Source organism: Geomonas propionica (assembly GCF_016458235.1).
Classification (GTDB): Bacteria; Desulfobacterota; Desulfuromonadia; order Geobacterales; family Geobacteraceae; genus Geomonas; species Geomonas propionica.
In genome coordinates this window covers 158985-184259 of the sequence record NZ_JAEMHK010000008.1, presented here as the reverse complement: position 1 = coordinate 184259, position 25275 = coordinate 158985, and the positions used below count along the sequence as shown (strand labels likewise).

General features: G+C 59.7%; 22 protein-coding genes and 1 pseudogene. 17 read left to right on the top strand and 6 right to left on the bottom strand.

Annotated elements, in window-relative coordinates; genetic code table 11:
• Position 1: 1 nt before the first annotated feature.
• Together efp and infA are read right to left on the bottom strand one after the other, a co-directional pair.
• Positions 2–565: an elongation factor P gene (gene efp / locus JFN90_RS12325; protein ID WP_199395415.1), complete on the bottom strand. Its 564-nt coding sequence runs from the start codon at positions 563–565 to the stop codon at positions 2–4.
• Between the two features lie 159 nt (positions 566–724).
• Positions 725–943, bottom strand: a complete 219-nt coding sequence (gene infA / locus JFN90_RS12320; RefSeq protein ID WP_012530490.1) for a translation initiation factor IF-1 — start codon at positions 941–943, stop codon at positions 725–727.
• 180 nt (positions 944–1123) lie between these two features.
• On the opposite strand from infA, the gene JFN90_RS12315 reads away from it, so the two are divergent.
• The 11 genes from JFN90_RS12315 to JFN90_RS12265 all read left to right on the top strand — a co-directional run bounded on the left by JFN90_RS12315 (position 1124) and on the right by JFN90_RS12265 (position 12060).
• A complete protein-coding gene (locus JFN90_RS12315) occupies positions 1124–1516 on the top strand; it encodes a hypothetical protein (RefSeq protein ID WP_199395414.1) in 393 nt (130 codons plus the stop codon).
• Positions 1509–2822 carry a 23S rRNA (uracil(1939)-C(5))-methyltransferase RlmD gene (gene rlmD, locus JFN90_RS12310; protein WP_199395413.1) on the top strand — a complete coding sequence of 438 codons (1314 nt, stop codon included), beginning with the start codon at positions 1509–1511 and terminating at the stop codon, positions 2820–2822. Before JFN90_RS12315 ends, rlmD begins: the two co-directional genes overlap by 8 nt.
• Before the next feature lie 29 nt (positions 2823–2851).
• Positions 2852–3907 carry a tetratricopeptide repeat protein gene (locus JFN90_RS12305; RefSeq protein ID WP_199395412.1) on the top strand — a complete coding sequence of 352 codons (1056 nt, stop codon included), beginning with the start codon at positions 2852–2854 and terminating at the stop codon, positions 3905–3907.
• A 26-nt stretch (positions 3908–3933) separates the two neighbouring features.
• Positions 3934–4209 (top strand): HU family DNA-binding protein, encoded by a 276-nt coding sequence (locus JFN90_RS12300; RefSeq protein ID WP_199395411.1) that lies wholly within the window; start codon positions 3934–3936, stop codon positions 4207–4209.
• 132 nt (positions 4210–4341) lie between these two features.
• On the top strand, positions 4342–6012 hold the full coding sequence (locus tag JFN90_RS12295) for a Na/Pi cotransporter family protein (protein WP_199395410.1): 1671 nt from the start codon (positions 4342–4344) through the stop codon (positions 6010–6012).
• Entirely contained in the window at positions 6009–6923 is a 915-nt protein-coding gene (locus JFN90_RS12290) for a Ppx/GppA phosphatase family protein (RefSeq protein WP_199395409.1), read from the top strand. The genes JFN90_RS12295 and JFN90_RS12290 overlap by 4 nt, the downstream gene beginning before the upstream one ends.
• A gap of 139 nt (positions 6924–7062) precedes the next feature.
• Positions 7063–7965, top strand: a complete 903-nt coding sequence (locus tag JFN90_RS12285; RefSeq protein WP_199395408.1) for a sensor domain-containing diguanylate cyclase — start codon at positions 7063–7065, stop codon at positions 7963–7965.
• Between the two features lie 193 nt (positions 7966–8158).
• Positions 8159–9637, top strand: a complete 1479-nt coding sequence (locus JFN90_RS12280; protein WP_199395407.1) for an ammonia-forming cytochrome c nitrite reductase subunit c552 — start codon at positions 8159–8161, stop codon at positions 9635–9637.
• Between the two features lie 201 nt (positions 9638–9838).
• A complete protein-coding gene (locus tag JFN90_RS12275) occupies positions 9839–10840 on the top strand; it encodes a methyltransferase (protein ID WP_199395406.1) in 1002 nt (333 codons plus the stop codon).
• A gap of 79 nt (positions 10841–10919) precedes the next feature.
• On the top strand, positions 10920–11678 hold the full coding sequence (locus JFN90_RS12270) for a DUF1499 domain-containing protein (protein WP_199395405.1): 759 nt from the start codon (positions 10920–10922) through the stop codon (positions 11676–11678).
• 109 nt (positions 11679–11787) lie between these two features.
• Entirely contained in the window at positions 11788–12060 is a 273-nt protein-coding gene (locus tag JFN90_RS12265; RefSeq protein ID WP_199395404.1) for a cytochrome C, read from the top strand.
• 86 nt (positions 12061–12146) lie between these two features.
• Here the strand turns inward: JFN90_RS12265 and JFN90_RS12260 are convergent, their stop codons facing one another.
• Positions 12147–14210 (bottom strand): HAMP domain-containing methyl-accepting chemotaxis protein, encoded by a 2064-nt coding sequence (locus JFN90_RS12260; RefSeq protein WP_199395403.1) that lies wholly within the window; start codon positions 14208–14210, stop codon positions 12147–12149.
• A gap of 542 nt (positions 14211–14752) precedes the next feature.
• Between JFN90_RS12260 and JFN90_RS12255 the strand changes: the two genes are divergently transcribed.
• Positions 14753–14965, top strand: a complete 213-nt coding sequence (locus tag JFN90_RS12255; protein ID WP_328755635.1) for a DUF1499 domain-containing protein — start codon at positions 14753–14755, stop codon at positions 14963–14965.
• 80 nt (positions 14966–15045) lie between these two features.
• On the opposite strand, the gene JFN90_RS12250 is transcribed toward JFN90_RS12255, so the two are convergent.
• The 3 genes and pseudogenes from JFN90_RS12250 to JFN90_RS12240 all read right to left on the bottom strand — a co-directional run bounded on the left by JFN90_RS12250 (position 15046) and on the right by JFN90_RS12240 (position 16494).
• Positions 15046–15267 (bottom strand): hypothetical protein, encoded by a 222-nt coding sequence (locus tag JFN90_RS12250; protein WP_199395402.1) that lies wholly within the window; start codon positions 15265–15267, stop codon positions 15046–15048.
• A gap of 162 nt (positions 15268–15429) precedes the next feature.
• A pseudogene (locus JFN90_RS12245) lies at positions 15430–15867 on the bottom strand (methyl-accepting chemotaxis protein); the annotation flags it as partial.
• Positions 15868–15933: 66 nt separating this feature from the next.
• A complete protein-coding gene (locus tag JFN90_RS12240; protein ID WP_199395401.1) occupies positions 15934–16494 on the bottom strand; it encodes an antibiotic biosynthesis monooxygenase in 561 nt (186 codons plus the stop codon).
• A 338-nt stretch (positions 16495–16832) separates the two neighbouring features.
• Between JFN90_RS12240 and nifV the strand changes: the two genes are divergently transcribed.
• The 5 genes from nifV (at position 16833) to JFN90_RS12215 (ending at position 25193) form a co-directional block, all read left to right on the top strand.
• Positions 16833–17975: a homocitrate synthase gene (gene nifV, locus JFN90_RS12235; RefSeq protein WP_199395400.1), complete on the top strand. Its 1143-nt coding sequence runs from the start codon at positions 16833–16835 to the stop codon at positions 17973–17975.
• Between the two features lie 408 nt (positions 17976–18383).
• A complete protein-coding gene (gene nifH, locus JFN90_RS12230) occupies positions 18384–19253 on the top strand; it encodes a nitrogenase iron protein (protein WP_199395399.1) in 870 nt (289 codons plus the stop codon).
• 48 nt (positions 19254–19301) lie between these two features.
• Positions 19302–20744 carry a nitrogenase molybdenum-iron protein alpha chain gene (gene nifD / locus JFN90_RS12225; protein ID WP_199395398.1) on the top strand — a complete coding sequence of 481 codons (1443 nt, stop codon included), beginning with the start codon at positions 19302–19304 and terminating at the stop codon, positions 20742–20744.
• An 80-nt stretch (positions 20745–20824) separates the two neighbouring features.
• On the top strand, positions 20825–22288 hold the full coding sequence (gene nifK, locus JFN90_RS12220) for a nitrogenase molybdenum-iron protein subunit beta (RefSeq protein WP_199395397.1): 1464 nt from the start codon (positions 20825–20827) through the stop codon (positions 22286–22288).
• Between the two features lie 148 nt (positions 22289–22436).
• Entirely contained in the window at positions 22437–25193 is a 2757-nt protein-coding gene (locus tag JFN90_RS12215; RefSeq protein ID WP_199395396.1) for a bifunctional nitrogenase iron-molybdenum cofactor biosynthesis protein NifEN, read from the top strand.
• Positions 25194–25275 lie beyond the last annotated feature (82 nt).

The following is a 25275-nucleotide window of genomic DNA, read 5'->3' as shown; positions in this document are numbered from 1 at the left end:
CTTACCCCTTGACCCTGGTGGAGTACTCGCCGGTGCGGGTGTCGATGGTGATCAGTTCGCCTTCTTCGATGAACGGCGGCACGCGCAGTACGTAGCCGGTCTCGACGGTGGCGGGCTTGGAGTCGCTGCCGGAGGTGTCGCCCTTGACCCAGGGATCGGTCTGCACGACGCGCAGGTTGACGAAGTTGGGCACGTCCACGCCGATCGCCTTCTCCCTGAACAGGAGCACGTCCACCTGGAGGTTGTCGATCAGGTAGTTCTTGGCGTCGCCCATGGCGTCTTCGCTGATGTGGATCTGCTCGAAGGTGGTGTTGTCCATGAAGCAGTAGTGATCGTCTTCTTTGTAGAGGTACTGCATCACGCGGTCTTCCAGGCTGGCAGGCTCAAAGGTCTCGCCCGAGCGGTAGGTGCGGTCCAGGGTGGAACCGGTGATCATGTTCTTCATCTTGGTGCGGTAAAGGGCCTGCCCTTTGCCCGGCTTGGCGAAGTCAAAGTGGGTGATGATGTAAGGCTCGTTGTCGATGGTGATCTTCAAGCCCTTTCTCAGATCGGCTGCAGTGTACATTGATTCTTCCTCTTCTTGCTGTGAGATTGAATAAAGGTTCAGTGTGCTGCGCGCGGAGCACGCAGCTAAACCGGTATTGGGTCCTATATTATCCGTAGGTGCCTTGCAGCGATGCTGAGAGTGGCAGGGACAGACGCCGGTGACGTACGGGGAAGGGGTTTATTTGGCGCGATAGGTGATGCGGCCGCGGCTCAGGTCGTAAGGAGAGAGCTCTACGGTGACCTTGTCGCCAGGCAGGATCTTGATGAAGAACTTCCTCATCTTGCCGGAAATGTGCGCCAGCACCATGTGGTCGTTTTCCAACTTCACCTTGAACATCGCGTTGGGAAGCGGCTCGATGACCGTCCCTTCTACTTCTATTGCTTCTTCCTTGCTCATTTTTGCTCCTGGGAGTTTGTGGCATCTTTTAACAATCTGTGAGTCTACAAATTTTTACGTCAAAAAGCAAGCTGCATTTCGCCCCAGTCGCCATTTTCCCTTCGAAATCATCGCTATTTACAGAACTCCCATAACATGCTAAAAAAATGGCCAGATTTTCCCAAGGAGTACTGAGGTTACATGCAAAAACTGATCAGGGAGATCCCGCTGTCCAACGGGCTCACCGTTCGCTTCTTCGACGCCACGCGCCGCTACTTCGGCGACTACCACCAGGTCCGCATACATATATGCTGCGAAGTCCCGCTCACGCCCGATCTTTTCCCCGACGAGGAATCCCACCAGGCCGCCCGCAAGCTGCTCGGGGCCAGCGTGGTCTATAAGAAAGAGATCGAGCACCAGGGGGTGGCTACGCTGTCCATCGAGCAGACCGTGGAGCGGGTCGTCGCCGACTTCGCGGCCCACTCGCTGGGTTATTTCAATACGCCTGCGTTCCCCCAAAAGCTGGTCCAGTCTGAGCTGACCCGCGTCGGTGGGCGCAAGACCGCTTTCGTTCCGCGCGGTTTCAATGGCTGAGTTGCTGGTAGACATAGAGAGTCTTTGCTACGGCGGCGCCGGCTTCGGCAGGGTGGACGGCAAGGCATGTTTCGTCCCCTTCACCGCTCCGGGCGACCGGGTCAGGATTCGCGTGGCGAAGGAAAAACGCTCTTTCCTGGAAGGGGAAGTTGTCGAACTGGTGGAGCCCTCCGCGCTGCGCGTCGCTCCCGATTGCCCGGTCTTTGGCCAGTGCGGCGGCTGTGACTGGCAGTTCCTGCCGTACCCGGAGCAGTTGCAGCACAAGGGTTCCATCTTTGCGGACACCATGGCGCGCATCGGCAAGATCGCCCGGGAAAAGGTCCTGCCGGTGGCGGCGTCGCCTGATGCCTACGGCTACCGCTCTCGCGTGCAGGTGAAGGTTTCGTCGCGCGCCGGTGCGCCGCTGCTCGGTTTTTTCCGCACCGGTTCCCATGACGTGGTCGATTTCGGCGCCGGTTGTCCGCTGGCTCAACCGCAGTTGAACCGGATGGCGTCCGAATTCCGGGCGCTCCTTCCCGGATTGCCGCTGTTGCAAGCGATCCACCAGATCGACCTCGCCATCGGCGACGACGGGGAAGGGATCGCCATCGTGCACAGCAGGGGAGGAGGGGATGCTCTAGTTGAACGCCTGGCTCGCGACCGGGCCCGGCTTCCCTCTGTTGCCGGCGTCTTCGTAGCCGCCGGGCGCAAAGGGGAACTGGAGAAAGCCTTCGGCATCGAGTCCCTGAGCTACCGGGTCCCGGCCGAGCTGATCCCGGGCGTGCGCGAGCTGAAGTTTCGTTTCGGGCGCGGCGGCTTTTCCCAGGTCAACTACCGGCAGAACCTGGAGTTGATCCGCACCGCCTGCACATGGGCGGGACTCACCGGCACGGAGCGGGTACTCGACCTGTATTGCGGCAACGGCAACATCTCCTTGCCGTTGGCGCTGAACGCCGCGGAGGTGCATGGAGTCGAGGGATACGCCCCGTCCATCGCCGATGCCGTGGCCAACGCTGCAGCGAACGGGATAGCAAACGCCTCCTTCCAGGTCAGCGATGCGGCCCAAGCGGTCAGGCGGTTGGTCAAACGGAAGGAAAAATTCGATCTGGTGGTGCTCGATCCTCCTCGCGGGGGCGCCGAGGCTGCCGCCGAGCTGGCGGGTCTGGCAGCACCCAAAATCATTTACGTTTCCTGCGATCCGGCCACACTGGCCCGCGATCTCGCTGCACTTTGCGCTAATGGGTACCAGGTGACCCGCTCCAAGCCGGTGGACATGTTCCCGCAGACCTACCACCTCGAGAGCGTCACCGAACTGGTACTCGCCTGACCTAATTCAATCCACCTATCGGAGGCTGCATGTTTTTCGGACTGTTCGGCAAGAAGGATTTTCGTCATTACCAGAACCTGGGTGCCAAGCACCTCGCCGCTGAGCGTTACGCCGACGCACGCGTCGATCTCCAGGAAGCGCTGAAACTTTGTCCTGCGGACGCCCCCCAGGACGCTGCCGCCATCCGCCAGGGGCTGGATCAGGCGGGGAATCACCTGGGCGAGTTGAACCTTCAGGAGGGCGAGCACGCTCTCCGTGCCGGCGAAGCACAGAAAGCCTACGACCACTTCTGTCTCGCCGCCGAGTTGGCCGCCGACCCCGCCATTAAGACGCGTGCCCGCGCTGAAGCTGCCAAGCTCGAGCAGCCCGAGGCCGCCGCCGCGGCAGCCAAGCCGGCCGCCGCACCGGCTGGCGCGGGCAACTACAAGCCGCACAGCGGCGGTTCCTGCACCACCTGCAAGGGGCATGGCGACCACCACCACGAGGAACCCGCCCCGATGGAGATGAGTCTTTCCGAAGAAGACCAGTTCTTCCTTATGGTCCAGCCGCTCCCCGGCGATCTTCCCGGCCGCTACGCCGCCCTCGGTCCCAAATTCGCCAAGGCCTACCTCATGATTCATGAGGGCAATGACCGCGACGCGTTCACAATTTTGCAGGAAATGTTGTTATCTTGTGAAAATGACATTGTATTATACGAAGTGGCACTTATAATGTTCCGTGCGGGGCAAATTCATGAGAGCGAATCTCTCCTGAACCGGGCTCTGGCGCTCAACCCGCAAAACGCAGCCGTCTATTTGGCGCTCGTTCATTTGTTTGCCGGCGGCCGGCGCTACCCTGAGGCGATAGCTACCGTACAGAAGATGCTGGAGCTGAATATCCTCCCGGACCAGGCGCAGTTCATGATGGGCGAGCTGCACGAGACCATCGGGGACACTGAGCGGGCCATGGAGCTCTGGACCAAGTCGCTGGAACACCCGAGCATGGCCAAGGCAGCGGCCGAGCGTCTCATCCCGATCCTGAACCGCCAGGGGCGCAGCGACGACGTGAAGTACCTAACCAAGAAATATCTAAAGGGATGTTGTTAAAAGAAGCTGGTTTCCGGAGGTGGGCAATGAACAAATCCGAACTCATTGAATCTCTCGCAGCTAAAAAGACCCTCTCCTTCAAGAAGGCGGAGGAAGTCGTCAACGCCGTCTTCGCCTCGATGACCGAAGCTCTCCTCTCCGGTGACCGGATCGAGATCCGGGGGTTCGGCAGTTTCGTCGTCAAGGAATACGAGGCCTATACCGGCAGAAATCCCAAGACCGGCGAATCGATCTCGGTCAAGGCGAAGAAGTTGCCCTTCTTCAAGGTCGGCAAGGAGCTTAAGGAAAAGGTTTCCGGCTGACCCCTTGTCACCCTGACCGTCACCTAAGCGACGCACTCTCGACACCACTACTGCGCCCGCCGGCCGCCATGGCCGGCGGGCGCCCATTATTCCCGAAGCGTCTTTAGCCTTAACTGCTGGACTGGCCCTACCATGTTTCCCACCTCTTGGTCCTATATCGCCGAAGCTCTCGGTGGCCTTGCGCTCTTCATACTCGGCATGCGCACCATGTCGGAGGGGCTGCAAAAGGTAACCGGAGAACGCCTGCGCCGCGTGCTGGAGCGCACCACCGGCAATCGTCTCACCGCACCCCTGGTCGGCAGTTGCCTCGCCTCGATCCTGCAGTCGGGTTCCGCCGCCTCGGTCCTCGTGGTCGGCTTCGTCAACGCCGGGCTTCTCTCCCTGTACCAGGCCCTCGGGGTGCTGCTTGGCACCGGCATCGGCACCACCCTCGCCATACAGTTCATCGCCTTTCGCGTCTCGGCCCTCGGGCTCCCCGCCATCACCGTCGGGGTATTTCTCAACTTCTTTTCCCGCAGCCGCAAGCTCTCGGACGCCGGAGGGATGCTGCTGGGGATAGGCCTCGTGTTCTTCGGCCTGTCGATCCTGGAAGGGGCCTGCCTCCCCTTGAGCGAAAGCGCCATCATCGCCGGGCTGCACCAGGGGCTCCCCTCGCTGCGCCTGGTCGCGGTCCTGCTCGGCGCGCTGCTCACCTTCCTGGTGCAGTCGGGGAGCGCCACGCTCGGGATCGTGATCGCGCTCGCGTCGGCCGGCGTCCTCCCCTATGACGCCGCCATCGCCATGGTCATCGGCGAGGTGGCCGGTGCGGCCTTGATTCCGCTCATCGCTTCCATCGGCGGCAGCCAGACGGCCAAGCGCGCCGTGGTCATCTACCTCGGTATCAGCCTGGTCGCCATCACCTTGGCCCTGATCTTCTTCCCTCTCTTCCTGAATGCTGTGGCGCTGGTTTCTCCTGGAGATCTATCCCTGCTGCACCGCGGGGCACCCCCGGAGGCGGTGGTGCAGGCCCTGCGCCCCCATATCGCCCGGCACCTGGCCAACGCCCACACCCTGTTCACGGTCGCGTCGCTGTTCATTTTCCTGCCCACCATCGGTTTCTTCGCCCGTTCCGCGGAGACCCTGCTCCCCACCAGGCGCGCCGAAAGTGAGCCGCGTCCCCGCTTCATCGACGTGCGCGTCATCAAGACCCCGACCATCGCCCTTGTGCAGGCGTGGAACGAACTGGAGCGGATGGGCGGCATCGCCGCGGCCATGTATGCCGAGCTGATCTCCCAGTTCGACGGGTTCAACCCCAAGGTCGCCGCCGCCGTGCGGGACAAGGAGGTGGTGCTGGACGTGCTGCACCGCGACATGTCCCAGTTCCTGGTGGCGCTTTCCCGCGAGACGCTCTCGCTTGAGCGCGCCGTCGAGATACCGACCATGCTGGAACTGGTGAACGAGATCGAGCAGGTGGGGGACCAGACCGAGGCGATCCTCAACTACCTCATGCGCAAAAAGGAGGAACGGCTCCGGTTTTCCGCCTCCGCCATGGAGGAACTGCGGAGTGTCGCCGCCAAGGTGGGGGAGGTGGTCACCATGTGCGAGGCCGTGCTGAAAGGTGACGAGGTCCAGGATGTGGCTGCGCTGAAGCTCGAGATCGCGTCGATGGAGAGCGAACTCCAGACCAGTCACCTGCGCCGACTCAAAAGCGGCAAGTGCAGCATCGTGGCGGGGCTCCTCTACGGCGACATCATCATCAGCTTCTCGAAGATATCGCAGCTCTGCTTCTCCATAATCGCCCAAAGAAAAGGACTCAACCCATGACCGACAAGGTTGCCGCCATCGATCTCGGCACCAACACCGCCCGGCTGCTTATCGCCACCCAGGACCCTTACCAGCAGGTGCAGTTGAAGCGCATCATCACCAGGTTGGGCGGCGGCTTCACCCGCGCAACCGGACTCTCCGACGAGGCGCAGGAGCGCTCCCTGGCGGCCCTGAAGGAGTTCGCCGCCGACATGGCCAGCCACGGGGTGGTGCGCGTGCGGGCCGTTGCCACCTCCGCGGTACGGGATGCCAAAAACGGAGCCGCTTTCTGCCAGCGCGTGCTGGAGCAGACCGGCATCGCCCTGGAGGTCATCGACGGCAACGAGGAGGCCATGCTCACCCTGAGAGGGGTGGCGTCCATCCTGGATCGCAAGGACGAGGACCTCGCTGTCTTCGACGTGGGCGGGGGGAGCACCGAGTATACCCTGGCCACCGCGCGGCAGCCGCTCTTCTCCCGGAGCCTCCCGATCGGCGTGGTGCGGCTTACCGAAGGGAAAGTGGGCGTGGTCGAGATGGAGGACAAGATCCGGCGCGAGTTGCGCGCGTTTGGTGCGGAGCTTTCCCAGGCAGGGCTTGCCGAGCGCTTCAGCCGGGCGACGCTGGTGGGGACGGCCGGGACGGCGACCACCCTGGCCGCCATCGACCTCGGCATGACCGACTACGACTACAAAAAAGTCAACAACCACACCCTGCCTCTGGCGAAGGTGGAGGAGATGTTCAACCGACTGCTCCCCCTTACGCCGCATGAGCGCCTTCAGGTGCCCGGCCTGGAGCCGGGGCGCGAGGATCTCATCATCGCCGGCATCCTTGTGGTGCTGACCACCATGCGCGAGTTCGGTTTTCCGACCTTCAAGGTGAGCGATTCGGGACTGCTGGAAGGGCTGATCCTCGGGGTGCACGCCGCACCCTGAGCTTTATTGTTTTGACAACTTCGGCGGGAACGTTATACTCATTAGCCGTTAGCCCGTAACCTTTTAATGCACCGGTTGCCTCCGTCCATCCTTCGGATTGCGGTTCGGCCTCCCGATTTACCGAAGGAGCCTGTTGTCGATGTATCTCAGCAAAGAGTCCTACAGAAAAATCATGGATGACCTGCGGGACGGGCTCTATATCGTCGACCTGGACCGCAAGATCGTGTTCTGGAACCGTGCTGCGGAGCGGATTTCCGGTTACCGCGCTGAAGAGGTGGTCGGGAAGCCGTGTGCCGACAACATCCTTTGCCACGTCGACGACGTCGGCCTCAACCTCTGCTGCAGCGAATGTCCCCTCGCTTCCACCATCGACTCGGGTGCCCCGCACGACGCCCAGGTCTTTCTGCATCACAAAAACGGGCACCGCATACCGGTGTCGGTCCGCGTCATCCCCCTAACCGACGACGACGGCAAGGTGATAGGCGGCGTCGAGGTGTTCTCCGACAACAGCGGCCAGGTCGACAACGAAGAACGGCTGCAGGAGCTGGAGAAGTTGGCCTTGCTGGACGGCCTCACCCAGCTCGCCAACCGACGCTACCTCGACCGCGAGCTCGAGTCCCGCCTCGAGGAGCTGCACCGTTACGATATCCCTTTCGGCATCCTCTTCATGGACCTGGACGATTTCAAGGCCATCAACGACCGCTACGGCCACGAGACCGGAGACCGGGTGCTGCAGTTCGTCGCCGGCACCCTGAGCGCCAACTCACGCCCTTTCGACCTCTACGGGCGCTGGGGAGGGGAGGAGTTCGTCGGTATCATCCGCAACGTGACGGCCGCCAACCTGAAGCACATGGGGCAGCGATTGCGCCGGCTGGTGGAGAAATCCTTCGCCCTCGTGGAAGGCGAACCGCTCCGCGTTACCATCTCCATCGGGGCGACCATGGCCGTCGAAAACGACACCGTGCAGACTTTGCTGTCTCGTGCGGACGCCTTGATGTACCAGAGTAAGGCCGCCGGCAAGAACAGACTCACTATCGGCTGAGTTGTCTGCGTCTGCCATAGTCCCCCCCCACCCGACTCACCCCTTAAGCAGACCCGTTTGCACTTTCTTCACGCCCTTTTTCTCATTCGCTACACCTTCTTCCAGCAGCCATCGAAAAAAAAGATGGTAGACTCATGTGGCTTGCGCTCCTAAACAGTAGTTGTCCAACGCCATGAAAAGGGAGGAACTAAAGATGGGTGTCAAGATCGCCACGAGATGCACTGTCGCCGTCCTTGCGATGCTGGCGGCCTCCGCAATCTGGGCCGGCTGCAGCCACCGCGCTACCGAGGTGCAACCAACCCAGGCGGCCGAAGCGCAGCTTGATCCGGCCGACGCCGCCATTGACCCGGCGCGTTGGGGCAAGCTGTACCCGATCCATTACCAGCAGTGGAAGCTTACCAGCGAACCGACCCCTGCCGGGCTCAGCAAGTACAAGCGGGGCTATGACGTAGGCGAGGATAGGCGCGACAAACTGGACGAGTACCCTTTCCTGGCGCTGCTGTACAACGGTTGGGGCTTCGGTGCCGAATACAACGAGCCGCGCGGGCACTACTACATGGTGCAGGATCAGCTCGAGGTCGATCCAGGCAGGATCAAGGCCGGCGGCGCCTGTCTCACCTGCAAGACCCCCTACGCACCCAAGCTCGCCAAGGAAATGGGACCTGCCTATTTCTCGACGCCGTACAAAGAGGTGTTGGCGCGCCTCCCGAAGGCCAACCAGACCCTGGGGGTCGCCTGCATCGACTGCCACGACAACAGGTCCATGTCGCTCAAGATCTCCCGCGGATTCACCCTGGGCAAAGCGCTAAGGGAGATCGGTCTCGACGCCTCGACCCTGAACCGGGACCAGAAGAGAACCTTCGTCTGCGCGCAGTGCCACGTCACCTATATGATCCCTAAGGACAAGGATATGCACTCCACCGACGTCGTGTTCCCCTGGGCCGGCAGCAAGGAAGGGCATATCACCATCGAGAACATCATCAAGCAGATCAAGAGCTCCCCGGCCAACCTGGAATGGACCCAGGCGGTAACCGGGTTCAAGCTCGCCTTCGTGCGCCATCCCGAGTACGAGTTCTACTCGAACCAGAGCCCGCATTACCTTGCCGGGGTGACCTGTGCCGACTGCCACATGCCGATAATGACGTCCAACAACGAGGAACTCACGGATCACAGGATCATGAGCCCGCTTAAGGGGAGCATGTCCGCCTGCGCCGCCTGCCACAGCGAGACCCCGGCGCAGTTGCGGCAGAAGGTGATCGCCATCCAGGACCGTTTCATCGACCGCTACCTGACGACCGGTTATGCCGTCGCCACCGACGCCAAACTGTTCGAGATGGCCAACAAGGCGAGAGCGGCCGGCAAGCAGATCGATCAAGTACTGTACGAGATGGCCAGGGAACACTACGATCAGGCGTTCTACCGCCTGATCTTCCTGGGGGCGGAGAACTCGACCGGGTTCCACAACCCTGCAGAGGCCATGCGGGTCATCGAGGACGCCTCCAGTCATGCCGCCGGAGCCGACATGCACCTGCGCCAGTTGCTGGCCAAGGCCGGCGAGCGCGTCCCCGAGAAGATCGACCTGGAACTTTCCAAGTACACCAATAACCGCGGCAGCAAGAAGCTGCAGTTCAAAAAAGAGCACGAGATCCTGCCGCCGACCTTGATCAAATAAGCAAGGCGGGCGGGATATGGGCGTTTGGGGGAGGGTGGGCCGACCGGCACACCCTCTTCTTTTGCCCGGCCTGCGCGTCGCGTGCTGCTTGACGCCCCTCTCATGGCCGGGTAGACTTGCCCGGTCTAATGATTTCAGCAGCATCGCCGTATTTCATGTGAGATCCCGGAGTAGCCGGGGACATATCAAGGGGAGGGGATAGTGGAATTGAAAGAGTGGACGCCCGCAACGCTTCTCGAATTATCCGGTGGTTACTGGAGCACCTGCGCCCTGCATGCCGGGGTCAAATTGAACATCTTCACGCCTCTTGCCTCGAACCCGCTGACGGCAGCCGAACTGGCCGGCACGCTGACGTGCGATGCCCGCGGTCTCACCATGCTGCTCGACGCACTCACCGCGCTCGGCCTGCTGAAAAAAGAAGGTCGCCTCTACGCGGCCACCGCGTTTTCCACGAAATTCCTCAATCGCACCTCGCCTGACTACTTGGGCCACATCATCATGCACCACCATCACCTGGTGGCCGGCTGGAGTTGTCTGGACGAGGCCGTCAAGACAGGGCATCCCGTCCTGGAACGGGTCTCGCATGAGGACGTCGAGAGTTCGCGGGAAAGCTTCCTAATGGGGATGTTCAACCTCGCCATGATGATCGCACCGAAGATCGTCCCCCAGATCGATCTGGGAGGACGCAGACGCCTGCTCGATCTCGGGGGCGGCCCCGGCACCTACGCCATTCACTTCTGCCGGCAAAACCCTCAACTCGATGCCGTCATCTGCGACCTCCCTACCACCAGGAGCTTCGCCGAGCAGACCGTGGCGCGCTTCGACTTGTCCGACCGCATCGGCTTTGTCGCCGCGGACTTCGAACAGGAAGACCTGCCCGAAGGGTTCGACGTGGCTTGGCTGTCGCACGTGTTGCACGGCATCGGTCCCGATGCCTGCGCCAGGGTGCTCGGTAAGACCGTGGCCACCCTGGAGCACGGCGGCATGATCCTGATCCAGGAATTCATACTGGACGACAAGAAGGACGCCCCGGTATTCCCGGCACTGTTCTCGCTGAACATGCTGCTCGGAACGCCCGAGGGGCAGGCCTACAGCCAGGGGGAACTCTTCGACATGCTTTTGAAAGCAGGGGCGACCGAGGTGCGCCGACTCCCGATCGAACTTCCCAACGGCGCAGGCGTCATAGCAGGCGTCGTGCCTTGAAAGGAAGCGCGGTAGTTTCCCGGTCATGGCAGGAAAGGCGGAGGGGATAGGGGAGAGTATCAGCGGGAAGGGGGGCAACATGGAACAGGAGCAAAGAAAGACTTCCATCCGCAGCACCGCCATGCTGCTGCCGCTTTTTGCAGTTGCCTGCGCCGTCTTTGCGGCCTTACTCCTTTTCTCTTCCGGCCCCGGTGCCAGGCTCCACGCCTGGAACTTCAGGACCGGCTTCGCCATGATCACGGCGGCAGGCTATATCGGGTTGGGATGCGCCGTCGTCGCACTCGCATCGAGCGTGGTCTCAGTCAGGCAAAGACACTTCTGGGGGATTTTCGTTTCGCTGATCGCGTTAATCCTCGCCCTGATCTCGTTCGGGATTCCGCTGTACTGGAAGGTTCAGGCGCAAAGTTTCCCGCGTATCCACGACATCAGCACGGATCTCAACAACCCGCCGCGCTTCGTGGCAATCAGCACCCTGCGCCGAGCCGGTGTCAGATATGGCGGGGTGGACGTCGCAACGCAACAGATGAAGGCATACCCGGAACTGAAGACGGTCGTGTTGGGGATGCCTGCGAACGAGGCTTACAAGACGGCGCTGTTAACGGCGAGGGATCTGGGGTGGGACATCGTGGCGGAGCGCCCGGCGGAAGGGACCATTGAGGCCACCGACACGACGCGGTGGTTCGGCTTCAAGGATGACATCGTGATCCGCGTGGTTCCTGCCGGAGAACGGTCGCTACTCGACATCCGCTCCGTGTCACGGGTCGGCATATCGGACGTCGGCACCAACGCGAAACGGGTGCGGGCCTTCCTGGCGAAACTGGGCCCGTCGCAAAAATAACACCCTGCAGGGCGCCCGGAAAATAAAGGGTGCCCTGCAGGGTGAAAAGTGTTACCTATGTCCCCGAACGTCCCCCGTTTGGGGATTTTTTTTTAGGGGAGGGTAGTTCATGAAACTAACCGGCAGGGATTGGCTTATGGCCGCCGGCGGCATGGCATTGATCGGCCTTCTGGCCCTTGGGTCGGAGAAAGGGAGGGGGAAGAACGTTCCTCTCGATGAGCGCCACAAGCCACTGTACGACGCCATGAAGACCGGGCGAACCCAGGCGGCGACGGAACTTGTCTGCGCCACCTGTCATGGTCAAAGCTCGATCCCACTTCCCGACAAGCATCCTCCCAAAGAGCAGTGCCTCATTTGCCACCTTTTCCGCGCATCAACATGATGATGTCTGGTGACGCGAGGCGGATCAGCCTTGGATCCGCCTCGATTATTGTGGCGTTGGTCATAGTTCCCTAGTCGATCAAACTACTAAAAAGCCTCGAAAGCATCATCTGCGGCATTGAGCTCGATGCTCGCGCCCAGTGCACCTGATTGAGTGAGCTTCGGGCGCCCTTTCCCTGTCGCCGCTTTTTTGACCGGTACCTTTGTGGCTGCAGCTCTTGCCGGACCAGCCTGCCGAGTATGCGATCCCGCCACTGTAAAGAAGCTGATGGTAGCCTGCAACTGTTCGGACTGGTTGGCGAGCTCTTCCGCCGTGGCCGACATCTCTTCCGCAGCCGAAGCGTTCTGCTGGATGACCTGGTCCAGTTGCTGGATGGCCTTGTTGATCTGCTCTGCGCCACAATCCTGCTCCTTCGAGGCGGCGGAGATCTCCTGCACCAACCCTGCGGTGCGCTGGATGTCGGGGAGCATGGTGGCGAGCATCTCGCCGGCCGTTTCGGCTACCTCGACGCTGGAGGACGACAGCTCAGAGATTTCTGCGGCAGCCCTTTGGGAACGCTCGGCCAGTTTTCGTACCTCGCTTGCGACCACGGCAAATCCTTTGCCGTGCTCGCCTGCCCTCGCCGCTTCGATCGCCGCGTTCAGTGCGAGCAGGTTGGTCTGGCGGGCGATCTCCTCTATGATCGAGATCTTGCCGGCGATCTCCTTCATGGCGGTCACCGTTTGAAAAACGGCTTTTTCACCCTCCTGGGCGTCGGCCGCTGACTTCACCGCGATCTTCTCGGTCTGCATCGCGTTGTCCGCGTTCTGCCTGATGTTCGAGGACATCTGCTCCATCGAGGAAGAAGCCTCTTCGGCGGATGCCGCCTGCTCGGTTGCGCCCTGGGAAAGCTCCTCCGCACCTGAGGACATCTGTTGGCTTCCTGCCGCTACGTTGTCGGCAGCCGATTTCACATCGTTGACCACTTCAGAGAGCTTCTCCACCATGTTTGCCAGGGACCGCATCAGCTCGTCCTTGTTGGAGCGCTCCACGATCGCGACGGTGAGGTTCCCGCCTGCCACCTCTTTGGCCGCTGCGGTAATGGTTGCCATCGCGTCTATCAGCGCGTTGAGGTTGTTCTTTATCTCGTTGAAGTCACCCTTGTATTCAGCAGTTATCTTCTCCGGCATGTCGCCTTTGGAAATCTGATCTATGCAACCGGCGGCTACGTTCAGCGGGGTGATCACGGCATCCAGTGTCCCGTTGACGCCTTCGATCACTTCCCGGTATGCACCCTGGTGTTTGGACGTATCGGCGCGTACGGCAAGTTTCCCCTCCACAGCCGAGCCGGAAAGCATGACCGCGTCGGCGACCAAAGCCTTGACGCTGCCGATCATCGTCCGCATTGCCGCCAATAACTGTCCGGTCTCGTCCTTGCCGGTCTCCTCGATGGTAAATGACAGGTCACCCTGGGCGAGTTTGTTTGCTGCATCAACTCCTTTGGCAAGAGCCCGGCTTATGAAGCGAGAGAGGAAAAGACCGATCGCTATACCGGCGAGCACGCCAAAGACAACCAGAGCGATCATGACTATCAGGCTGGACTTGTAGATAGTGTGGGCCTCGTCAGAAGCGGCTTTCGACCTCTCCTGCTTGACCTTTGTCAGTTCGTCAATGGTTGTGTCCACCACGTTAATCTTGTTCCTTGCTTCCCCAAAGGAAAGAGCGACGGAATCTTTCTTATCGTTTAACCGGTCTTTACTGCCAAGCTCGATTACCCTCTCTTGGACCTTTAGCCACTCGTCGCTGGCAGCCTCCAATTTTCTGAAAAGTGCTTTCCCCTTTTCAGAATAGAATAGAGGTTTCGCAATGCTGAGTTCTTCTTGATATTTGGCCTTGTATTTGTTTACGTTCGCCAGGTACCTGTCCCGTTCTTGCGGTGTAGTGGCGAGAAGGAAGTTCTTTTCCGCTCGGGCGATGTACAGCAGGTTTATGTTTGCCTCTTTGATATGGGAAGTTCCCAGCAGCTCCTTTTCGTACATCTGGTCAGTGAGGGCACTTATAGTTCCCATGTTTTTGATGCCCAAAGCACCGACGCACGCGGTAATCAAAGAAACGATCAAAAACCCCGTGATGAGCTTTGCTCCAACTTTCAGGTCCCAGAACCACTTCATGTAAAACCTCCTTGTGTTGTTCAGCTTGTGTGATGTACGTGCGTGTAGAACCACGGGCGGTGATGCCGTCGGGGTACATTTCTGTGAAGCGATGCCAAAAATGTCATACAAGGTTTATTGATTATCGGAGTGGTACAAGGGATCTTGAGTAGATTGTAGAGAAGGAAGTATTATTTTCGGCTAAACAATTATTGTTATTACGTAACGTATTGTCTTATAAATTTACTCAGTAACTACCTATACCATAGAATATAAAGTCACAATTTAATATAGCGATTACTTGATTGTAATCTCGATTATGTTTAATCGCGAGCCTCGCCTATATCGTTCAGGTGTTGGTTTCGAATATGCAGATAAACTACTACTCGCTATGAGTAGGTACAGCAAACAGGTCGAGCGGGAGTGTTAGAAGCAACGGCGGGGGGATGTCGCTATCCAGCAGATGAAAGCGTACCCTGAACTGAAGAGGGGCGTTTTGGCGTTGTCGGGGAACGAGGCTTACAACAGGGGATTAAACGGCAAGGAATCTGGGCTGGGACATAGTGGCGGAGCGCCCGGCGGAAGAGACCATTGAGGCTACCGCCACGACACGGTGGTTCGGTTTCAAGGACGACATCGTGATTCGTGTTGTTCCTGCAGGAGAGCGGTCGCTACTCGACGCCCGCTCCGTGTCTTTGGTCGGCATGTCTGGCGTTGATACCAACGCCAAACGGGTGCGGGCAGTCCTCGCCAAACTGGCACCAGGGCACAAGTAGGCGAGGCTGGGCTATCGCCGGTGCCAGACATTACGAAGGAGTTTTTTTGAAATCCCCGGGAGAGTGCTCCCGGGGATTTCTTATTTGTTGTCTTTGCAGCGGAGCAGCTTGAGGATGTTTTTCGCGCACAGGTCCAGATTGTTGTGTACGAAGTCCAGTGTCTCCATCTGGTTGTCTACCGTCACGAAGTGAGTCTGTGGATAGGAGCTTGCCACTGCTCCCTTGCTGGAAAGCTGCACCTGCAGGACACAAAAATCCGCCGAATCCAACCTGGCACCGCCGCTGCGATCTTTGGAAGCCATCACGTCCTCCTTTTCAGCTAATGACGTTGTTCCCGCCACACTCGAGACTGAAAGCATCCACACTGTAAACGGCAGATTGGAGTAATTCGTACTATTTAGATGTAACTTGGATCACAGTTAGCAACCTTTTACTAGTATTTCTCGAACCGCTCGTCCTGTTCTTCAAGATCGAGCACCGCACTGGCAAGTGAGTTTGCTGGCGGTGGGCTTCGCGGCAGCTCTCTTCGCTGCGGGGTTTACTGCGGGCCTGCGCATCGGCGCAATCGCCTTCTCGCCCTTATCGCCAGTGGTGAGCTGGGCAATGGCGCCTTGAAGTTGCTCGGCCTGGCTGGCAAGTTCCTCGGCGGTGCTCGCCATTTCCTCCGCGCCCGACGCATTCTGCTGAATCACCTGGTCGAGTTACTGAATCGCCTGATTGATCTGCACCACGCCGGCATCCTGTTCCTTACAGGCGGCGGTGATCTCCTGCACCAATTCCGACGTCTTCTGGATATTGGGAAGCATCTGCGCCAGCATCTCGCCTGCCTTGTCCGCCACTTCCACGCTACCCTGGGACAGATTGGAGATTTCCGCGGCGGCCTTCTGGGAGCGCTCCGCGAGCATTGTGGCAAAGAAAGGCGCATCAAGTGTGTTGGAACGTCGAGGGGAGGGGGCAGCAGGGATTGATCAGCGAAAGAGCCAGCGCTGCACCAATCGCGTATAGCGCGGCATGACCAAGTAGACCATGAGGAACACGATAGCGCCGGAGACGAAGAACGTGTCGAGGTAGGAAAGATGAGGCAGACCGAGCCAACGCAGCATCGGTATTAAGGCCAACGGCACGCATGTCGCTAGCGGGAAAATCGCCGACCACGTCACCAGGAATTGTTTCCAACGGACCGGCACTTTCGCTTTCGCCCCCTGCGGTGTGAACCAGAAGTCCAGGCCGCTACGAACAAAAAAGTCGTCGTCGCCGGCGAGCAATGGACGGACCTTTTCTATCAGTTGCCGGCGCACCTCCGAATTCATCCATACTTGCAGGTTCTCTACGGTGTCGAATCGGATGACTATGGTATAGGTCTCGGACAGGCCGGGTAGAGGGCGGACGATATGCCAGTCGAGATGACCGAGGGAGGCTCTGCATAAAGGCCCAATCTCTTCCAACCACTCGTCGTAGCCCGCCTGCTGCCCGTCTTTCACCCGGTGGGTGATGACGACCGTCGCGCCTTGATCAGGCATCTCTGACATAACGACTCCTTTGTTTGTCTATCACTGACAGTCTACCAGCAATATAAGCAGAGAAGATGTCGCGCATGAGGGTCCAAGGCGGTTTCTGCCATTTATTTAAGCGTCCTGCTGGTTGTCATGCCATGTACACTTTCAGACGTCACCCCGCCAAGCAAAGTTGAGCGCCGTGTTTTTCCATGTGACTTCGGCTACTTGAGTAAGCGGCGGTTCGCGTATACCGACTCTTTCCGTCTACTGGCATAGCTTCTGCTCTACAAGGTCAATGCCTCACGGCAACTGGAGGGCAACGTCGCCCGCTACGCTTTGGAAATGGAGTTTCGGCTTCGGAAGGAGGCGCTATGGGTGAGCAAGCAAGGGTATTCATCGGCGACACGACATTGCGCGACGGCGAACAGACGGCTGGCGTCGTCTTCAGCACCCGCGAGAAGATCGCCATCGCGAGGCACCTCGACGACATGGGGGTGCACGAGCTTGAGTGCGGCATCCCGGCCATGGGCGAGGAGGAACGCACATCGATCCGGGCCCTGGTTAATCTCGGGCTATCGGCCCGACTCATCACCTGGAACCGGGCACTGGTAACGGACATCGAAGCGAGCATCGCCTGCGGCATTGAGTCCGTGGATATTTCGCTGAGCGTGTCCGACATCATGATCGAGCACAAGATCAACAAGAGCAGGACTTGGGTGAAGGAACAGTTGAAGCGCGCACTGGGTTTCGCCAAGGGGAAGGGGCTGTACGTCTGTGTCGGGGGCGAGGACGCCAGCCGCGCCGACGGTGACTTCCTGGCCGAGTTGCTGCGAATCGCGCACGAAAACGGTGCGGACCGCTTCCGGTTCTGTGACACGCTGGGCATCCTCGATCCCTTCGCCATGTACGAGAAGGTAGCGCGTCTGAAAAGTGCCGTCCCGGAAATGGATATCGAGGTGCACACCCACAATGACCTAGGACTGGCCACCGCCAACGCTCTCGCGGGGGTGAGGGGAGGGGCGCGCTACATCAGCACTACCGTCAACGGCCTGGGCGAGCGAGCCGGAAACGCGGCTCTTGAAGAGGTGGTCATGGCCCTCAAGGTCGCCTGCGGCATCGATGTCGGCATCGACACCAGGCGCTTTCGAGCCGTATCCAGGCTGGTAGGACGCGCCTCCAACCGCGAGGTGCCTGCCTGGAAGGCTGTGGTGGGGGAGAAGGTGTTCTCGCACGAGTCCGGGCTGCATGCGGACGGGGTATTGAAGGACCCGCGTAACTACGAGCTGTTTCCGCCTGAAGAAGTCGGCCTCACCAGGCACATCGTGGCCGGCAAGCACTCTGGCACTAATGGCATCGTGGAAAGCTACCGCCAGATCGGGATCCCGATTTCCCGTGACGAGGCGCAGGAACTGATGGCCCAGGTCAGAAGCACCGCTCAGCGCATCAAAGGGCCGCTTGCGGCAAAAGACCTGCTCAAGCTGCACCAGTCCTTAGCGGTATCGTTGGCGGCATAGATCACGAGGTTCGATACACACCGAGCACTGCCTGAACGGTGCACAAATGTTAGGCATATGCCTCACCCAAAAGCCCCGAGCCGCAAAGAATGATGATTTTGTAAACGGTATAGCGAAGTAAAAACGAGAAGTTACAAGTTGGCACGGTAGCTGCTAAAGTAACAACAAAACCGAATAGGGATACACCGAGGTATTCCAACCAAAGCAAGAAGGCAAGGGCGCCACCGTAGCAGTACGGAGCGCCCTTTTTATTTGGAATTGGCCTCGAAAACTAAAAGAGCTCCGCGTCGCCTCCGCATCTGAGGTGATCGGACCAGACCGGCGGGGTCGTCAGAGCGGCTGACGAAGTCGGTCCAGCGGTTACCGGTAGACGGTGGCGGCAGCGGGGCACAAAAAAGGAGAAGGAACATGAGACAGATCGCGATCTACGGCAAAGGCGGCATCGGCAAATCCACCACCACCCAGAACACTGTGGCAGGTCTGGCATCCCTCGGTAAGAAGGTCATGATCGTCGGTTGCGACCCCAAGGCGGACTCTACCCGGCTTATCCTCCACGCCAAGGCCCAGTCCACCGTCATGGACCTGGTGCGCGAACTCGGTACCGTCGAGGACCTGGAGCTTGATGACGTCATGAAGGTCGGCTACGGCGATGTCAAATGCGTCGAGTCCGGCGGTCCGGAGCCGGGTGTCGGCTGTGCAGGGCGCGGCGTCATCACCGCCATCAACTTCCTGGAAGAAAACGGCGCCTACACCCCGGACCTCGACTTCGTATTCTACGACGTCCTAGGCGACGTCGTCTGCGGCGGTTTCGCCATGCCGATTCGCGAAGGGAAGGCGGAAGAGATCTACATCGTGACCTCCGGCGAGATGATGGCCATGTACGCCGCCAACAACATCGCCAAGGGTATCCTCAAGTACGCTTCCTCCGGCAAGGTCCGCCTCGCCGGCCTCATCTGCAACGCAAGGAAGACGGACAAGGAGTACGAATTGATCTCGGCTCTCGCCGCCAAACTCGGCACCCAGATGATCCACTTCGTGCCGCGCGACAACCAGGTACAGCGCGCCGAGTTGCGCAGGATGACCGTCATCGAGTACTCCCCCGAGCATCCCCAGGCACAGGAATACCGCACCCTAGCGCAGAAGATTTACGACAACAAGATGCTGGTAGTACCGACACCGCTGGAGATGGAGGAGCTGGAAGAACTGCTGATGGAGTTTGGCATCATGGAAGCCGAGGACGAGTCGATCGTGGGCGTGGCAGAGTCGGCAGCGGTTTAATTTTCTGCAGGGGTGGAATCGGCATCCCCCCCTGAAAAGGAGCCTTATATGTCAGGAGCACCCGTAAAGAAAGTAGCTGGGATCACAAAGGAATCTACCCAGGCGATGATCGATCACGCCATGGAGATCTATCCGGATAAGGCCAAGAAGAAGAGGGCGCCGCACCTGGCTCCCAACGAAGGGGAGGGGGCCTGCGTCAAGAGTAACCGCAAGACCATTCCCGGTATCATGAGCGCCCGCGGCTGCGCCTATGCAGGCGCCAAAGGGGTGGTCTGGGGACCGATCCGCGACATGGTGCACGTCTCCCACGGCCCGGTCGGCTGTGGCTGGTACTCCTGGGGCACACGTCGCAATCTGGTGACCGGGATTAACGGCGTCACCCAGTTCGCCATGCAGTTCACCTCCGATTTCCAGGAAAAGGACATCGTCTACGGGGGCGACAAGAAGCTGAAGACGCTCCTGAACGAGGCGCACGAACTCTTTCCGCTCGCCAAGGGCATCTCGGTCCTCTCGGAGTGCCCAGTCGGCCTCATCGGTGACGACATCAACTCGGTGGCGAAGACCGCCTCCAAGGAACTCGACCTCCCGGTCATCCCCTGCAACTGCGAGGGTTTCCGCGGCGTATCGCAGTCGCTTGGCCACCACATCTCCAACGATACCATCCGCGACCACATCATCGGCACCCGCGAGTTCGCCGAGCCGGAGTCCCCGTACGACATCGCCCTCATCGGTGACTACAACATCGGCGGCGACGTCTGGAGCGTTAAACCTCTGCTTGAAGAAATAGGTCTTAACGTCAAGGCGGTCTGGACCGGCGACGGCGAGCTCGAGAAGATCGCGGCGACCCACAAGGTGAAACTGAACCTGATCCACTGCTACCGCTCCATGAACTACATGTGCCGCGTGATGGAAGAGAAATACGGCATCCCCTGGCTCGAATTCAACTTCTTCGGCCCCACCAAGATCCGCGAGAGCCTGAGGAAGATCGCCGAGTACTTCGACGACAACATCAAGGAGAAGGTGGAGGCGGCCATCGCCAAGTACGACCCGATCATGCAGGCCGTGATCGACGAGTACCGTCCGCGCCTGGAAGGTAAGAAGGTGATGCTCTACGTCGGCGGTCTGCGCCCCCGTCACACCGTAAACGCCTATGCTGACCTCGGCATGACGGTGGTCGGCTCCGGTTACGAATTCGCCCACGGCGACGACTACGAGAGGACCTCCGTGGAGATGCCGGAAGCCACCGTCATCTACGACGACGCCTCCGAGCACGAGCTGGAGCAGTTCGTTGACGAACTCCGTCCTGACCTGGTCGGCTCGGGCATCAAAGAGAAATACCTGTTCCAGAAGATGGGCATCCCGTTCCGCCAGATGCATTCCTGGGATTACTCCGGCCCGTACCACGCCTACAACGGTTTCCCGATCTTCGCCCGCGACGTCGACATGGCCGTCAACAGCCCGACCTGGAAACTGGTGAAGGCGCCCTTCTAGAGCGCAGATCAAGACAAGGATTTATCAATCTGACCTACCGCCGTGCGACGGATTTGTCGCCGGCCTAAAGGAGCATAAACATGACTGCAGAAGCCGCCGTGAAATACGTTACCGAGACACCCGAAGAGGAAGTGAAACGGGTTTCCGCGTGGATCAATACCGAGGAGTACAAGGAAAAGAACTTCGCCCGCCAGGCACTGGTGATCAACCCGCCGCACGCCTGCCAGCCGCTGGGTGCCGAGCTCGCCGCGCACGGATTCGAGGGGACGCTCCCCTTCGTGCACGGCTCCCAAGGGTGCGCCTCGTACTACCGCTCCACCTTCAACCGTCACTTCCGCGAGCCGGCTCCGGCCGTGTCCGACTCCATGACCGAGGACGGCGCCGTGTTCGGGGGGCAGAACAACCTGCACGAGGCACTGGAGAACGCCTACACCATCTACAAGCCGAAAATGATGGCGGTCTTCACCTCCTGCATGCCGGAAGTCATCGGCGACGACCTGACCGCGTTCATCAAGAACGCGAGGAACAAAGGGATCGTGCCGCAGGACTACCCGCTCCCCTACGCCAACACTCCGAGCTTCAACGGCTCCCACGTTCACGGCTACGACTCGATGCTCCTCTCCATCCTGCAGACGCTGACCGAGGGCAAGAAAATCGAGGGGCGCTGCACCGGGAAGCTGAACCTGATCCCAGGCTTTGACTGCAACACCGGCAACTACCGCGAGTACAAGAGAATCCTCAAGGAATTCGGCATCCCCTACACGCTGCTCGCCGATATCTCCGACACCTTCGATTCGCCCCTGGACGGCACCTACCGTCCCTACCCGGGCGGCACCAAGCTGGAGGACGCGGCGGATTCCATCAACGGCAAGGCGACCCTGACCGTAGCTCCCTTTGCAAGCGCCAAGACCTTCGCCTGGATCAAGGACAGCTACTCCGGCGTCCACGCCTCCCTGCCGACACCGTTCGGCGTCGCCAAGACCGATGCCCTGCTTCTGAAGCTCTCCGAGCTGTTCGGCAAGCCGGTGCCGGAGTCGCTTAAGGCCGAGCGCGGCAACGCCGTCGACGCCATGACCGACGCGCACCAGTACATCCACGGCAAGAAGTTCGCGCTCTACGGCGACCCGGATTACCTCTTGGGCTACGTTTCCTTCCTGCTGGAGATGGGCGCGCGACCGCACCACATCCTCTGCAGCAAGGGGACCAAAAAGGTAGAGAAAGAGATTCAGGCGCTGTTGGACGCGTCCCCGGACGGCAAGGGGTGCAAGATCTACATGGGCAAGGACCTCTGGCACATGAGAAGCTTGCTGATGACCGACCCAGTGGACGCCATGATTGGCGACACCCACGGCAAGTTCGCCGCACGCGACGCCAATATCCCGCTGTTTCGTTTCGGCTTCCCGGTCTTCGACCGTGTCAACCTTCACCGCGCTCCCTTGATCGGTTATCAGGGCGCCATCAACATGCTGACCACCATCTGCAACAAGTTCATAGAGGTCGTGGACGAGACCTGCGAAGACCGTAAGTTCGAGATGATGAGATAACACCCGGGGACTAGGGACTAGGGGCTGGGGGCTAGCAATAACTAAAAGCGGCATCCCTAGCTGCTTCAAGAGCAAGGTCTTGGCTTTACTAGCCCCTAGTCCCCAGTCCCTAGCCCCTAGTTTTTAACCGCTTCTAAAGGAGGCTCCAATGGCGAAGCCGGATTGGTACGACACGACAGATTGCGACACACACGACGCCGGGGCTCCCAAGTTTTGCAAAAAATCCGAACCGGGCGAAGGGACGGAACGAAGCTGCGCCTATGACGGCGCGCGCGTGGTCCTCATGCCCATCACGGACGTCATTCACCTGGTGCACGGCCCCATCGCCTGCGCCGGGAACTCCTGGGACAACCGGGGCGCCCGTTCCTCCGATTCCCAGATCTACCGCCGCGGCTTCACGACCGAGATGCTGCAAAACGACGTCATCTTCGGCGGAGAGAAGAAGCTGTACCGCGCCATCCAGGAACTCGCGACGCGCTATCCAGAGGCGAAGGCGATCTTCGTCTACGCCACCTGCGTTACCTCCATGACCGGCGACGATATCGAGGCGGTCTGCGATGCAGCCAGGGACAAGGTGAACATCCCGGTAATTCCGGTGAACACACCCGGCTTCATCGGCGACAAGAACATCGGCAACCGCCTGGCGGGGGAGACCCTCTTCAAATATGTCATCGGCACCGCCGAACCCGAGTACACCACGGACTACGACATCAACCTCATCGGCGAGTACAACATCGCCGGCGACCTTTGGGGCATGCTACCGCTCTTCGAACGCCTCGGCATCCGCGTCCTTTCCTGTATCAGCGGCGACGCGAAGTTCGAGGAGTTGCGCTACGCGCACCGCGCCAAGCTGAACATCATCGTCTGTTCCAAGAGCCTCACCAACCTCGCCAAGAAGATGCAGAAGAACTTCGGCATCCCGTATCTGGAAGAGTCCTTCTACGGCATGACCGACGTTGCCAAGGCGCTACGCGACATCGCGCGGGAATTGGATGACCAGGTGAACGGCCTGGAAAAACGGGTCATGCAGGACAGGGTGGAAAAACTGATCGCCGAGAGCGAGGCTGCCTGCCGCGCGGAACTGGCTCCGTACCGGGCACGACTGGAAGGGAAAAGGGCTGTCCTCTTCACCGGCGGGGTGAAGACCTGGTCCATGGTCAACGCGCTTGCCGAGCTTGGCGTCGAGATACTCGCCGCTGGGACGCAGAACTCGACGCTGGAAGATTTTTACCGCATGAAGGCGCTGATGCATGAAGACGCCTCCATCATCACCGACACCAGCACCGCGGGCCTGCTCTCGGTCATGTACGACAAGCTTCCCGACCTTATCGTGGCGGGGGGGAAGACCAAGTACCTCGCACTGAAGACCAAGACGCCGTTTCTGGACATAAACCACGGTCGCTCGCACCCTTACGCTGGCTATGCCGGCATGGTCACCTTCGCCAAACAGCTCGACCTAACCGTCAACAACCCGATCTGGCCGGTCTTGAACGGAAAGGCCCCATGGGAAAAGGACGCTACGGCGCTGGAAATCGACCTGGCCCGCACCGCGGGACATGCAGTCCGGGTTGCCGCGATTGACATGAAAGGGTCGCGGGTCAAGGTGCCGACCAAGAACGCCACCGTCAACCCGCAGAAGAACTCACCGGCCTTGGGCGCCACGCTCGCCTACCTCGGCATCGACGGAATGCTGGGCCTTCTGCACGGCGCGCAAGGGTGCTCCACCTTCATCAGGCTGCAGCTTTCACGGCACTTCAAGGAGTCCATCGCCCTCAACTCGACCAGCATGAGCGAGGACGCAGCGATCTTCGGTGGCTGGGACAACGTGAGACTTGGCCTCAACCGTGTCATGGAGAAGTTCAAACCGGCGGTGGTGGGAGTGATGACGACAGGGCTAACCGAGACCATGGGGGACGATGTTCGAAGCGCCATCTTCAAGTTTCGCGAGGCGCATCCCGAGCACAACCATATACCGGTCATCCACGCGTCCACCCCGGATTATTGCGGCTCGATGCAGGAGGGGTACGCTGCAGCCGTCGAAGCGATCGTTCAGACCATCCCGGAAGGCGGCATTCCTGTACCTGTACAGGTAAGTATCCTGCCTGGCTGTCAGCTAACTCCTGCAGAGGTCGAAGAAATTGCTGAAATATGCAAGGGCTTTGGATTGGATCCAGTGGTGGTGCCCGACATATCCAATGCACTGGATGGACACATCGACGCTACTGTCTCCGCACTCTCTGTTGGGGGCGTCGGCGTTGAACGGATCAAGGCGGCGGGAAGGAGCATCGCCACGCTCTATTTCGGTGACTCGCTCGCCGATGCCGCCGGCATTCTCAAGGAGAGGTTTGGTATCCCGAGCTACGGGTTTACTTCGATTACCGGTCTCGCCGAGTCCGATCTCCTGATGGCTACGCTCTCAGTGATCTCGGACAGACCTGTGCCGGAGAAGTTCAGGCGCTGGAGAAGCAGACTGATGGATGCCATGGTCGATTGCCACTACCAGTTCGGCCAGAAGAAAGTCGCGCTGGCGCTGGAGGCCGATCACCTGAAAGGTATGACCGATTTCCTGGCCGGGCTTGGCTGCGACATCCAGGTCGCCATCACCGCCACCAGGACACGCGGGCTCGACCTTTTGCCGGTCGAGAACATCTTTGTCGGTGACCTTGAGGACCTGGAACAGACGGCGGCTGGAGCGGACCTGTTGGTGGCCAATTCCAATGGCCGCCAGGCGGCGAAAAAATTGGGGATAGGCGCCCATCTGAGAACGGGGATGCCGGTGTTCGATAGGTTGGGCTCGCACCACAAGATGTGGGTAGGCTACCAGGGAACGTTGAACCTGATTTTCGAGCTCGCCAACATCTTCCAGGCTAATGCAAAAGAAGCGCAGAATCTGGCGCACAACTAAGAGGCAGATTAAGACTGAGATAAAGACTAAGGGGAAACGGATTATTCTAAATCTTTATCTTAATCTCAGTCTGCATTTAAGG